This window comes from Arsenophonus endosymbiont of Aphis craccivora, from assembly GCF_013460135.1.
GTDB lineage: Bacteria > Pseudomonadota > Gammaproteobacteria > Enterobacterales > Enterobacteriaceae > Arsenophonus > Arsenophonus nilaparvatae.
In genome coordinates this window covers 298,837-310,971 of record NZ_CP038155.1, presented here as the reverse complement: position 1 = coordinate 310,971, position 12,135 = coordinate 298,837, and the positions used below count along the sequence as shown (strand labels likewise).

The following is a 12,135-nucleotide window of genomic DNA, read 5'->3' as shown; positions in this document are numbered from 1 at the left end:
CATTTCCTCTGTTACTGAAAACCGAGTACGGGCGTTGAGGGAACTCTACGCCCGTTTCCGTGTGTTAAGGGTAAAATAAATATGGCAAAAAGAGATTATTATCAAGTTTTAGGCGTTACTAAAACCGCTGACGAGAAAGAGATCAAAAAAGCGTATAAACGTCTGGCAATGAAGTATCATCCAGATCGCAATCAGGGTGACAAGGAAGCAGAAAGTAAGTTTAAAGAAATTAAAGAAGCTTATGAAATTTTAACTGATGCGCAAAAACGCGCTGCTTATGATCAATATGGACATGCAGCTTTTGAACAAGGTGGCATGGGCGGTGGATTTAGCGGCGGTTTTGCTTCTGGCGCTGATTTTAGTGATATTTTTGGTGATGTATTTGGTGATATTTTTGGTGGTGGTAGGCGTCAGCGATCGGCTCGTGGGGCTGATCTCCAGTACGAAATTACCTTAACCTTAGAGGAAGCAGTGCGCGGGTTCAGCAAAGAGATCCGTATCCAGCCTTTAGAAAAATGTGATGTTTGTAACGGCAGTGGCGCTAAACCAGGCACTAAACCAGAAACTTGCTCAACTTGTCATGGGGCAGGTCAGGTACAAATCCGGCAAGGATTTTTTGCAGTTCAACAAACTTGTCCAACTTGCCATGGTCGTGGTCAAATCATCAAAGAACCTTGTATTAAATGTTATGGTCATGGCCGAGTAGAGAAATACAAAACTTTATCAGTAAAAATTCCACCAGGGGTTAATACAGGCGATCGTATTCGCTTAAATGGTGAAGGTGAGGCCGGAGAAAACGGCGCGCCAGCCGGTGATCTATATGTTCAGGTCAATGTCGCAAGACATGCTATTTTTGAGCGCGATGGCAATAACTTATATTGCGAAGTACCCATTAATTTTGCGATTGCAGCTCTAGGTGGTGAAATTGATGTACCGACACTTGATGGTCGGGTAAGTCTCAAAATTCCAGCTGAAACACAAACAGGAAAAATTTTCCGCATGAAAGGAAAAGGTGTGAAGCCTGTTCGTGGTGGTATGACGGGAGATTTAATGTGCCTTATCCTGGTGGAAACGCCGGTTAAACTAAATGAAAAACAAAAAGCATTGTTGAAGGAATTTGGTGAATCTTTGAATGGCGAAAGTGATGGCAGGAACAGCCCTCGTTCAAAGAGTTTCTTAGATAGTGTGAAAAAGTTTTTTGATGATCTGACCAAGTAACGATATTTAGCTAAATAGATAGAGCATCGATAGTCAGTGATCGGTGCTTTTTTTATTGATTAAAAATAAGAACACCCAATTTGATTTACGGAATAGAAGAGGTAGTTATAAAATTGCAGGTTAATTGTGGTTATTTAATTAATGTAAGTTATTTAATTCGTTCAATTTATGCAAATTATATTTAAAAATTTTAATTTTCAAGATTAATTTTGCCTGTTTTATGCAAGTTTCCTGCTTAAATTTCTATATAAAAATAAATTAAGATTAATTCCGGCTTTGTTGAATAAATATCAAATTACGTTCAAATACTAATAATCCAAACCATATTTATATAAGAACCAGTTATATTTGATCAGCCATTAAATGGCATAATAAATATTTCCATGTTATATAAAAAAATAAATATAGTTTTTATTTAAATAATATATGACATTAATTTAATCTAACTGCCTATAAATTTGACAAATTTTCAAATTACTTCCATATTTAGAGATGGTTAAATTAATATACTATAGGGTGTTAAGGTTATTAAAATGTCATCCATATTCAATAAGTTATTAGCATTCTTTTCAATAGGAGCAGCATGGGTTACTATGAAATCAAAAAAAGTAGTAAAAGTACTGAGCAACCATACTACTTTGTGTTAAAAGCCGCTAATCATGAAGTTATTGCAACTAGTGAGATGTATAAAACCAAAGCCGCAGTACAAAAAGGGATTGCCTCGGTGCAAAAAAATGGTCCAACCAAACAAGTGAAGGATCTTACCAGCGAAAGCTAAGCTATTCATTATTCTTCTAAAAGCTGCAGTTATTGGCAGCTTTTCCTTTTACCTGCTCTCTTGCTATCTTTAGCCTTACTAAAAATAAATCCATAAAATCTTTAGCAACTGCTATGCTGTTACTTTAACCGCAATAAACCCGATCAAATCCAAAGGAAGGTCACCATAAAACTCTACTATTCTGCCGGCGCTTGTTCACTTGCCCCGCATATTGTATTAAGAGAAACCGGCTTAGATTTTAGTATTGAACGGGTTGATCTAAAGAAAAAATGTACCGAGAAAGGAATTGATTTCTATACAATTAATCCTAAAAGCCAGGTACCGGTATTACAGTTAGATAACCATGATATTTTGACTGAAAATGCAGTTATTTTGCAATATATTGCCGATCAAGCCGCTGACTCAAATGATAAATGAATCGCGCCAATGGGCAGCTTGCAAAGTTATCATCAGCTCGAATTGGTTAATTACATTGCAACAGAATTACATAAAGGTTTTAGTCCGCTATTTTCACCTTTAACACCGGATAATTACCGTGAGATTGTGATAAAATCCTTGATCACTAAATTTAGCTATATGGAAAATTTGTTGGTTAAGCGTAAATTTATCAACGGTGAACACTTTACTATTGCTGATGCTTATTTATTTACTATTTATCGTTGGGCTACGGTAGTTAATATTGACCTCAGCCAATATCAACATCTAACACAGTATGTTGAAGAAAAAATTAACCAACGTAAAAGTGTACAGGAAGCATTAACTACTGAAGGTTTAATCTGATTTTAGCCTTGTTTGTTGCTCTTCAGCTTTGATTTAGCTTGAAGAGCAATGTCCTGCGATAAAATGCTTAATCAAGCTGTACCGCTTTAAAGTGATAAGCTGGATTTACCATTTTATCTTGCGCAGCAACCAGTTGTAATTCATATTTATGCATTGCTTTCGTCTTTAACACCACTTCATAAACCGCTGCCGCTACATGCTCTAATGCACTAGATAACGATTTGCCGTTTAATAAATTGACCAATATTAAGCCGCTGGTGAGATCGCCAACCCCAACCGGCTGCTGTTTACCAAAATCAATAAGTGGCCGACTGATATGCGAGCAATGCGCTTTGGTCACTAATAGCATTTCAAAACAGTCGGCATGATAACCGGCACGACTGAGATGTTTTACTAAAACCGTTTGCGGGCCTTGTGGACACAATTCTCTCGCTGCTAATAGCGCTTGTTCAACATTAGTAATTGATTTTCCAACTAATGTTTCCAGCTCTAATAGGTTAGGCGCCATTATGTCGCAGATAGGTAAAGCTTCATGACATAAAAACTCAGCCACACCCGGGGCAACAATACAGCCTTTTTCAGCATGTCCCATTACTGGATCACAGAAATAGCAAGCAGCAGGGTTACTTATTTTTATCTGTTTAACAATATCAACAATCGCTTTACCTTGTTCGGCAGAACCAATATAACCCGTCAGAACCGCATCACAATGTTTTAATTGGTGGATCTTAGCAATTCCGTTAACAATATCTGTTAAATGTTCAGGGGGCATAACACTACCTGTCCATTGTAGATATTGTGTATGATTAGAAAATTGCACCGTATTCAAGGGCCAGACATCAATTCCCATCCGTTGCATGGGAAAAACCGTGGCACTATTACCCGCATGGCCAAAAACAACATGCGACTGAATTGATAGAACACTTTTCATATATCACTCATTTTATTTTTGATAATACTCGCTGTTACAAAACAAAGTCGTTACTTTCTAAACAAGCAATTAACACATTAGTAATTAATCTAATAAATACCAATAAGTTAATCGCTATGTTAGACAAAACTTATAGTGATTAAATTTACCCTACTATGCCCCATTATTGCCAATTAACTAAGCAGTAATGTTTTTTACCACGCCTGATCAAAGAATAACGGCCAAATAGACGATCTTCCGCAGTAAAAACATATTCAGTATCAATACATTTCTTACCATTAATTGTGACCGCATTTGAGCTTATCATCGTTCTTGCCTGACCACGTGACGGGACCAATTTCGCCTCGACTAATGCCTGCTGTAAATCTGCCCCTGAATTTAATTTGATCATAGGCATGCCATCTTGCGCCAACTGAGCAAAATCAGCTGCAGTTAATGCAGCAATCGTATCGGAAAATAAGCTTTCAGTGATCCGTTTGGCAGCCTGTAAGCCCTCATCGCCATGTACTAACTGGGTAACTTGCTCCGCTAATACATACTGTGCTCGTGGGGCTTTACCACTGTTTTGATCCTCACTTTGCAAGGCGTTAATTTCTTCAATTGGCATAAAGGTAAAAAACTTAAGAAAACGGTACACATCCGCATCAGCAGTATTAACCCAAAATTGATAAAACTTATATGGGCTGGTTTTTTGCGGATCTAACCAAACCGCCCCCGCTTCGGTCTTGCCAAATTTAGTTCCATCAGATTTAGTAATTAACGGCACCGTCAAACCAAAAACCTTTTTTTGATGTAAACGTCGAGTGAGATCAATGCCTGAAGTAATATTGCCCCATTGATCAGAGCCGCCTATCTGTAATTCAACATTATGTTGGTGACAAAGGTTGGCAAAATCATAAGACTGAAGCAAATTATAGGAGAACTCAGTAAAAGAGATGCCTGCATCATCGCTCTCAAGTCGTTGTTTAACAGATTCTTTATTGATCATTTGATTAACAGAAAAATGTTTACCGATATCGATCAAGAAGGTCAAGACATCCATTTGACCAAACCAATCATAATTATTAACTACCTTGGCACTATTTTTACCACAATCAAAATCAAGAAATGGCGAAACCTGTTGACGAATTTTTTCTACCCATTGCTGCACTGTTTCATTGGTATTTACTTTACGCTCAGTGGCTTTAAAACTTGGATCGCCAATTAAACCTGTCGCCCCACCCACTAAAGCTACTGGTTGATGTCCCATTTGCTGGAAACGATTTAAACATAGCAAAGGAACCAAATGCCCTAAATGCAAGCTATCAGCGGTTGGATCAAATCCACAATATAGCGCTACTGATCCCTGGGATAGTTTCTCTATTAATGCCTTTTCATCCGTCAGCTGAGCTATTAAACCCCGCTCTTGCAATTGTTCAATTAGGTTTTTGCTAACCATCAATAACTCCATCAATTTTTTTATTTCGTCGATTTTGTGGATAAATATAATATAAATAAGCGCGATAGAATAAAACGCGAGTCAAATAAGTGCCAGTTAAAAATCATTTTTTACGTTTATGGCGCCACGCGATCAATTTGCCAATGGTCATGTTGCCATTGATACAAAAATCGATCAGTAGCCGTTTAGTGCCACCTTGCCAAAATTCAACACTGTTAAATCTGACGCGATAGCCGCCCCAAAAACTAGGTAAGGGAATTTCACCATTTTTAACTTTTTGTTTTAATTCAAAAAATTTATTTTCTAATAGACTTCTAGCCGAAATTTTTGCTGATTGTTGTGAAGCCCAGGCCGCTATTTGACTATCTTTTGGTCGACTATGAAAATATTTTATTACCTCACGTGGAGTGAGTTTTTCTGCCTCACCCAAGAAGCAAACCTGACGCTCTAACTGATACCAGGGAAATAGTAAACTGACTTTATTGTTATGAACGATATGTTGTGCCTTACGACTAGATAAATTAGTATAAAATATCAGTCCATTTTTATCATAATGTTTAAGTAATACAATGCGTTGGTATGGTTGTCCATCGCTGTCTACGGTTGCAACAGACATCGCTGTTGGATCGGCTAATTTTGCTTCATAAGCCTGCTTTAACCAACGCTCAAACAATACTAATGGCTGGTCGGTTAAATCCTTACGTCTTAAACCACCTTGGGTATATTCCCGTCTTAAACTAGCAATATCCAACTGAATTTTTTCTACCATTTTTTTGCCTCTGTCTTGTTACGATAGATATCATGTTATTCACTATTGGCCGGATAAATTGCGCCTAATACTGTTTCCTGGTTAGCGCCAGTAACAGAGGGTAAATTGCCTGGCAAACCCGATAAGGTACGAGCCGCTAGCCAAGCAAAAGCCAAAGCTTCGACATTATCTCCACTCAAACCATATTTATCTGTTGATGCCACTACAATATTGGTTAACAATTCGCTTAACCTTGCCATAAGATAGCTATTTTTAGCTCCTCCACCACAAACCAACAAACAATCTGCTTTGTCATAAAGCAAAACCTGATCAACGATTGAACGGATGGTTAATTCTGCCAAAGTGGCCTGTATATCCTGGGCTGATAAATTTAAGTATGATGTCAGATATTTTTGTAACCAAGCATAATTGAAATATTCTCTACCCGTACTTTTGGGCGCTGGCCGCTTAAAATAGGGATCCGCTAGCATTTCAGCCAGCAGCGACTTATTAACCCGCCCTGAGCGCGCCCAATCGCCGTTATTATCATAAGGTTTATTTAAATGTTGATTGACCCAGATATCCAACAGCATATTTCCAGGTCCGGTATCATAGCCTTTAATTATTGAATTCCCAAATAAAGTAGTGAGATTAGCGATACCACCTATATTTAAAATAATACGATTTTGATCAGGATGACTAAGTACCTTGTGATGAAAAGCTGGTACTAAAGGTGCACCTTGCCCACCATACGCCATATCTCTACGACGAAAATCACCTACTTCGGTGATGTTAGTTAACGCAACAATTCTATTATTATCGCCTAATTGCAGAGTAAAAGGCCGTTTGCCAGTAGGTTGGTGCCAAACTGTTTGCCCATGACACCCTATCGCGGTAATATCTGTGGCCGATAATAATTGCTGTTTTAATAGGTTATTGATCGCTTCACCATATAACGAGCCGAGCTGATAAGCAATTGCACCTATTGTTGCTAAGGTGACTGCCTGACCTTGACATATAGACAAGACTTGATTTTTTAATTCAGTGGAAAAAGGAAAGGAAATCGCACCTAGCTAAATCACATTTTTGTCATCAATATCTGCCAAAACAACATCAACCCCATCGAGACTGGTACCTGACATCACCCCTATATAGCGACCTGCTTTCATGTTTGACCTCTGATTATTTTATCTATACTTCGTTTTAGTTATCCAATATACTTATTGGCATAGTTTTTCACTTCAAACATTTAACTCATTGAAAAAAAATAAAAAAGTAACAGTTTAAAAATATTTAAATTAAAAATAAATTAATTAAGCTGAATTTATTACTTTAAGGGCTTTGTTGAATAAATCGAACTTTTAGGTGATTGGCGGAGCTGATCGCTAAATTCGTTTCAACATCAGGTCCCCATGGCAAAGCAAAAGTTTAAAATTACCAACTGGCCCGCGTACAACAAGGCACTCAGACAACGCGGTTCCCTGACGGTCTGGCTTGATGAGTCGGCCATCGCTGGATGGACTGACAGTTCTTCGCCTGAAGGTCGTGGCCGGCCGCTTTACTACAGCGATATGGCTGTTACCACTGTCCTGATGATGAAGCGTGTGTTTAACCTGTCGCTCCGGGCATTACAGGGCTTCGTTGATTCGATTTTTAAACTCATGTCTTTGCCGCTGTGCTGTCCGGACTACTCGCTGGTCAGCAGACGAGCAAAGAGCGTCAACATCAGCATAAAAACGCCAACGCGTGGTGAAATCTCGCATCTGGTCATCGACAGTACCGGTCTGAAGGTCTTTGGCGAAGGTGAAAGGAAAGTCAGGCAGCATGGGGCTGACAGACGAAGAGTGTGGCGCAAGCTTCATCTGGCAGCAGACAGTGTGACTCATGAGATTATCTGTGCCGACTTATCGCTCAGCGGAACGACAGATGCGCAGGCACTGCCGGGCCTGATTAACCAAACCCACCGGAAAATCAGGGAAGTGTCAGCAGACGGTGCTTATGACGCCTGTTACTGCCACGATGCGTTGCTAAGAAAGAAAATCAGGCCCCTTATCCCGCCGCGAAGCGGAGCGAAATACTGGCCGGACAAGTACCATGAACGTAACCATGCGGTGGCGAATCAGCGTCTGAGCAGGAGTAATGATATGTGGAAAAAGAAAGTGGGTTATCACCGGCGTTCAGTGGCAGAAACAGCGATGTTCCGCATAAAAACTTTGCTGGGTGGCCATCTGAGGCTGCGTGACTATGAGGCTCAGGTAGGTGAAGCAATGGCGATGGTCAAAGCGCTGAACCGTATGACGTTGTTGGGTATGCCACACAGCGTCAGGATCGGATAACAGCTGTAGCAGAGGGAGCCATCCTGGCGGCTAATTCTGATTTATTCAACAAAGCCCTGTAGAAAAATAGAGAAAAAAGACAAGCAACCAGATAAAGGCTACTAAGTTATTTTTTTTATTTGGTGAAGAATTAAACATATAATTTATGCTCATCAATTTTGGTTTTTTTAACATAAGTTTTTATGTCTTATTTTCATTATCAGCTATTTTGGTGGCTGATAATTTTTTGAACATTAATCTAAATAGAAATAATTGCAACAAAAATATTGTTACCTTTAAGCAATTGTTTGGAATATGTTGCCAGTTTTTTGGTTGGAAAAATTATATTTTAATTTGACTAACACCATAGTCAATTATTTTTGTTTTTTATAATAAATATAAAAAATACTGTAATAATAACAATAGTAAGTTTTTTTTGTGACAAAATAAATAAAATTCAATCTTCTTTTTGCATCTTTTATCTGTTTTGCCGAAAGTATTAACTAAACGATTTATTGGGTTAATTTGGGGAATTAAATATCTTGATAGCTTAAATTTAATATTGATAATTAGTGTTTAGAAAAATTTATATTTAACTAGAGAGATTGTAATAAAGAATTAAACCGGCGAAATAGAATATTATTGAATAATAATTATTTGTGTAAAATAGATTTATTAATAAAAAATATTTTATTGTGAAATTTATAATAAAAAAATTTATTAAAAGATTAATAATAATGTAAGTGAAAACGGCTTTGTTGAATAAATCAGAATTAGCCGCCAGGATGGCTCCCTCTGCTACAGCTGTTATCCGATCCTGACGCTGTGTGGCATACCCAACAACGTCATACGGTTCAGCGCTTTGACCATCGCCATTGCTTCACCTACCTGAGCCTCATAGTCACGCAGCCTCAGATGGCCACCCAGCAAAGTTTTTATGCGGAACATCGCTGTTTCTGCCACTGAACGCCGGTGATAACCCACTTTCTTTTTCCACATATCATTACTCCTGCTCAGACGCTGATTCGCCACCGCATGGTTACGTTCATGGTACTTATCCGGCCAGTATTTCGCTTCGCTTCGCGGCGGGATAAGGGGCCTGATTTTCTTTCTTAGCAACGCATCGTGGCAGTAACAGGCGTCATAAGCACCGTCTGCTGACACTTCCCTGATTTTCCGGTGGGTTTGGTTAATCAGGCCCGGCAGTGCCTGCGCATCTGTCGTTCCGCTGAGCGATAAGTCGGCACAGATAATCTCATGATTCACACTGTCTGCTGCCAGATGAAGCTTGCGCCACACTCTTCGTCTGTCAGCCCCATGCTGCCTGACTTTCCATTCACCTTCGCCAAAGACCTTCAGACCGGTACTGTCGATGACCAGATGCGAGATTTCACCACGCGTTGGCGTTTTTATGCTGATGTTGACGCTCTTTGCTCGTCTGCTGACCAGCGAGTAGTCCGGACAGCACAGCGGCAAAGACATGAGTTTAAAAATCGAATCAACGAAGCCCTGTAATGCCCGGAGCGACAGGTTAAACACACGCTTCATCATCAGGACAGTGGTAACAGCCATATCGCTGTAGTAAAGCGGCCGGCCACGACCTTCAGGCGAAGAACTGTCAGTCCATCCAGCGATGGCCGACTCATCAAGCCAGACCGTCAGGGAACCGCGTTGTCTGAGTGCCTTGTTGTACGCGGGCCAGTTGGTAATTTTAAACTTTTGCTTTGCCATGGGGACCTGATGTTGAAACGAATTTAGCGATCAGCTCCGCCAATCACCTAAAAGTTCGATTTATTCAACAAAGCCCAGTTGACACTAAAGTAACGCAATCAATTATATTGTAAATTTTAATTAATAAACCAACTATATAAATTGAAATAATAGTCATGTTCACGTTATATTAATATCAGTAATGAATGGTTTTTAAACTTAAAAAGAGGCTTATATGCGCTTACTTCATACCATGTTACGGGTTGGCGATCTGCAACGCTCAATTCATTTTTATACTGAAATATTAGGTATGCGTCTATTACGCACAAGTGAAAATCCTACATACAAATACTCCCTCGCCTTCGTCGGCTTTTATGATGAAAGTAAAGGTGCCGTAATCGAATTAACCTATAATTGGGGTGTTGAGCATTACCAGATGGGTACCGCCTTTGGTCACATTGCATTAGGTGTTGATAACGTTGCAGATACCTGTAGTAGCATAAGACGAGCAGGCGGCAAGGTGACGCGCGAAGCAGGCCCCGTAAAAGGTGGCTTAACGATTATTGCATTTGTGGAAGATCCTGATGGCTATCAAATTGAATTGATTGAAAAGAAAAATGCCAGTAATGCTTTAGGTAACTGACGCTTTTCGTCATTGATCGAGCATCTATCCATACATTTTCTATACTTAAGCCAATTTTATGCATTTTAGCCAAAATTTGGCATAATATCTTTATTCTCAAGTATAAAGTCTTAAGCAAATGTCTAATAAAAAAAATGGTGTTAACACGCTGGCAAAGCGTTTTCGAGGTTATTATCCTGTCGTTATCGATGTAGAAACTGGTGGGTTTAATGCACAACAAGATGCGCTATTAGAAGTTGCGGCTATGACGCTAAAAATGGATCAAGGGGGTTGGTTAGAGATTGATGAAAAACTCCATTTCCATGTTGAACCTTTTGCAGGAGCAAATATAGAAGCAACTGCACTGGCTTTCACTGGCATCGACCCAACTAATCCTTTACGTAACGCTGTCGATGAGTATACCGCTTTACATGCAATTTTTAAGATGGTTAGAAAAGGCATTAAAAATAATGATTGCAATCGGGCAATTATTGTTGCCCACAATGCCAATTTTGATCATAGTTTTATTATGGCTGCCGCTCAACGAGCAAATCTAAAACGTAATCCGTTCCACCCTTTTGCGACTTTCGATACCGCAACCCTCAGCGGGCTGGTTTTTGGTCAAACAATTTTAGCTAAAGCTTGTTATACCGCAGGGATCCCTTTTGATGGTAAACAGGCACATGGCGCTCTTTACGACACCGATAGAACGGCATTACTGTTTTGTGAAATCGTCAATAAATGGAAAAAATTAGGTGGCTGGCCATTAATAACCGATTAATGATCAAAGGCAGTGGTAACGCATAATTTTACTGCCTTCTAATTAACTATTTATTTTGTAAGGTGATTTAGCTACTCAGTGCCGGGCTGTTCTGAAGTGCGATATTTATCGGCAGTGGCGGTGATCAATTCCTGTAATTTACCCTGCTGATACATTTCAATAATGATATCGCAACCACCAATTAGCTCACCATCAACCCATAACTGAGGAAATGTTGGCCAGTTTGCATACTTAGGTAACTCACTACTAATATCAGGGTTTTGCAAAATATCTACATAAGCAAAACGTTCACCACAAGCAGAAAGAGCTTGAACCGCCTGGGCAGAGAAACCACAGCTTGGAAATTTAGGTGAGCCTTTCATGTATAAAAGAATTGGATTTTCTTTTACCTGGAGTTTAATTTTTTCTATGGTCGTCATTGTTACTTCCTTAAAAACTAAATCTATTATTTTGCACTACGCGAACATAACATTGATATAGAATACCATTTTCTATCAATACTTGATAACCCTTTGCGGCTATCTTTATTATGTTCCAATCGTATTTAATAAAAATTGATTAACATAATTATTAAGTTATCTATATAAAAATGATAATTTCAATATGTTTATATTTTGTATTTATCAACTGGTTGCGCAATACGAATAAAAAAGGAGTCTGCAATGTCTTTCCAATTACCACCATTACCTTATGCTAAAAATGCTTTAGAGCCCCATATTTCTCAAGAAAAGTTAGAATACCATTATGGCAAACACCATAGCACTTATGTCAATAATCTAAAGGCTTTGTTGAATAAATCGAACTTTTAGGTGAT

At 38.9% G+C, this 12,135-nt stretch carries 9 protein-coding genes and 4 pseudogenes; 7 read left to right on the top strand and 6 right to left on the bottom strand.

Annotated features, from left to right (window positions below):
- Nucleotides 1-81 precede the first annotated feature (81 nt).
- From dnaJ to gstA, 3 genes and pseudogenes are all read left to right on the top strand, one after another.
- A complete protein-coding gene (dnaJ, locus tag E3U36_RS01610; RefSeq protein WP_180816873.1) occupies nt 82-1,218 on the top strand; it encodes a molecular chaperone DnaJ in 1,137 nt (378 codons plus the stop codon).
- A gap of 583 nt (nt 1,219-1,801) precedes the next feature.
- On the top strand, nt 1,802-1,996 hold the full coding sequence (locus tag E3U36_RS01605) for a YegP family protein (RefSeq protein ID WP_032114942.1): 195 nt from the start codon (nt 1,802-1,804) through the stop codon (nt 1,994-1,996).
- Nucleotides 1,997-2,161: 165 nt separating this feature from the next.
- Nucleotides 2,162-2,776, top strand: a pseudogene (gene gstA / locus E3U36_RS01600) (glutathione transferase GstA).
- Between the two features lie 67 nt (nt 2,777-2,843).
- Here gstA and pdxY read toward each other — a convergent pair.
- The 4 genes and pseudogenes from pdxY to anmK all read right to left on the bottom strand — a co-directional run bounded on the left by pdxY (nt 2,844) and on the right by anmK (nt 7,062).
- Nucleotides 2,844-3,707: a pyridoxal kinase PdxY gene (gene pdxY / locus E3U36_RS01595; RefSeq protein WP_180816872.1), complete on the bottom strand. Its 864-nt coding sequence runs from the start codon at nt 3,705-3,707 to the stop codon at nt 2,844-2,846.
- 163 nt (nt 3,708-3,870) lie between these two features.
- Nucleotides 3,871-5,145, bottom strand: coding sequence for a tyrosine--tRNA ligase (gene tyrS, locus E3U36_RS01590; protein ID WP_180816871.1), 1,275 nt, complete (start codon nt 5,143-5,145; stop codon nt 3,871-3,873).
- A 116-nt stretch (nt 5,146-5,261) separates the two neighbouring features.
- Nucleotides 5,262-5,914: pseudogene (pdxH, locus tag E3U36_RS01585) on the bottom strand (pyridoxamine 5'-phosphate oxidase).
- Nucleotides 5,915-5,949: 35 nt separating this feature from the next.
- Nucleotides 5,950-7,062, bottom strand: a pseudogene (anmK, locus tag E3U36_RS01580) (anhydro-N-acetylmuramic acid kinase).
- A 243-nt stretch (nt 7,063-7,305) separates the two neighbouring features.
- On the opposite strand from anmK, the gene E3U36_RS01575 reads away from it, so the two are divergent.
- Nucleotides 7,306-8,229, top strand: a complete 924-nt coding sequence (locus tag E3U36_RS01575; protein ID WP_180815912.1) for an IS5 family transposase — start codon at nt 7,306-7,308, stop codon at nt 8,227-8,229.
- Between the two features lie 786 nt (nt 8,230-9,015).
- On the opposite strand, the gene E3U36_RS01570 is transcribed toward E3U36_RS01575, so the two are convergent.
- Nucleotides 9,016-9,939 (bottom strand): IS5 family transposase, encoded by a 924-nt coding sequence (locus E3U36_RS01570; protein ID WP_180816870.1) that lies wholly within the window; start codon nt 9,937-9,939, stop codon nt 9,016-9,018.
- A 214-nt stretch (nt 9,940-10,153) separates the two neighbouring features.
- Here E3U36_RS01570 and gloA point away from each other — a divergent pair, with 214 nt between their 5' ends.
- The gene (gloA, locus tag E3U36_RS01565; protein WP_180816869.1) at nt 10,154-10,561 is read left to right on the top strand and encodes a lactoylglutathione lyase; all 408 of its coding nucleotides are present in this window, start codon (nt 10,154-10,156) and stop codon (nt 10,559-10,561) included.
- Nucleotides 10,562-10,679: 118 nt separating this feature from the next.
- Nucleotides 10,680-11,321 carry a ribonuclease T gene (rnt, locus tag E3U36_RS01560; RefSeq protein ID WP_032114934.1) on the top strand — a complete coding sequence of 214 codons (642 nt, stop codon included), beginning with the start codon at nt 10,680-10,682 and terminating at the stop codon, nt 11,319-11,321.
- Between the two features lie 71 nt (nt 11,322-11,392).
- On the opposite strand, the gene E3U36_RS01555 is transcribed toward rnt, so the two are convergent.
- Nucleotides 11,393-11,740 (bottom strand): Grx4 family monothiol glutaredoxin, encoded by a 348-nt coding sequence (locus E3U36_RS01555; RefSeq protein WP_180816868.1) that lies wholly within the window; start codon nt 11,738-11,740, stop codon nt 11,393-11,395.
- 243 nt (nt 11,741-11,983) lie between these two features.
- Here E3U36_RS01555 and E3U36_RS01550 point away from each other — a divergent pair.
- Nucleotides 11,984-12,127: pseudogene (locus E3U36_RS01550) on the top strand (superoxide dismutase [Fe]); the annotation flags it as partial.
- Nucleotides 12,128-12,135: the final 8 nt, after the last annotated feature.

Bases quoted from the DNA above. Each gene is read 5' to 3' on its own strand.
- dnaJ (WP_180816873.1), top strand. From the start codon at position 82: ATGGCAAAAAGAGATTATTATCAAGTTTTAGGCGTTACTAAAACCGCT.
- E3U36_RS01605 (WP_032114942.1), top strand. From the start codon at position 1,802: ATGGGTTACTATGAAATCAAAAAAAGTAGTAAAAGTACTGAGCAACCA.
- pdxY (WP_180816872.1), bottom strand. From the start codon at position 3,707: ATGAAAAGTGTTCTATCAATTCAGTCGCATGTTGTTTTTGGCCATGCG.
- tyrS (WP_180816871.1), bottom strand. From the start codon at position 5,145: ATGGTTAGCAAAAACCTAATTGAACAATTGCAAGAGCGGGGTTTAATA.
- E3U36_RS01575 (WP_180815912.1), top strand. From the start codon at position 7,306: ATGGCAAAGCAAAAGTTTAAAATTACCAACTGGCCCGCGTACAACAAG.
- E3U36_RS01570 (WP_180816870.1), bottom strand. From the start codon at position 9,939: ATGGCAAAGCAAAAGTTTAAAATTACCAACTGGCCCGCGTACAACAAG.
- gloA (WP_180816869.1), top strand. From the start codon at position 10,154: ATGCGCTTACTTCATACCATGTTACGGGTTGGCGATCTGCAACGCTCA.
- rnt (WP_032114934.1), top strand. From the start codon at position 10,680: ATGTCTAATAAAAAAAATGGTGTTAACACGCTGGCAAAGCGTTTTCGA.
- E3U36_RS01555 (WP_180816868.1), bottom strand. From the start codon at position 11,740: ATGACGACCATAGAAAAAATTAAACTCCAGGTAAAAGAAAATCCAATT.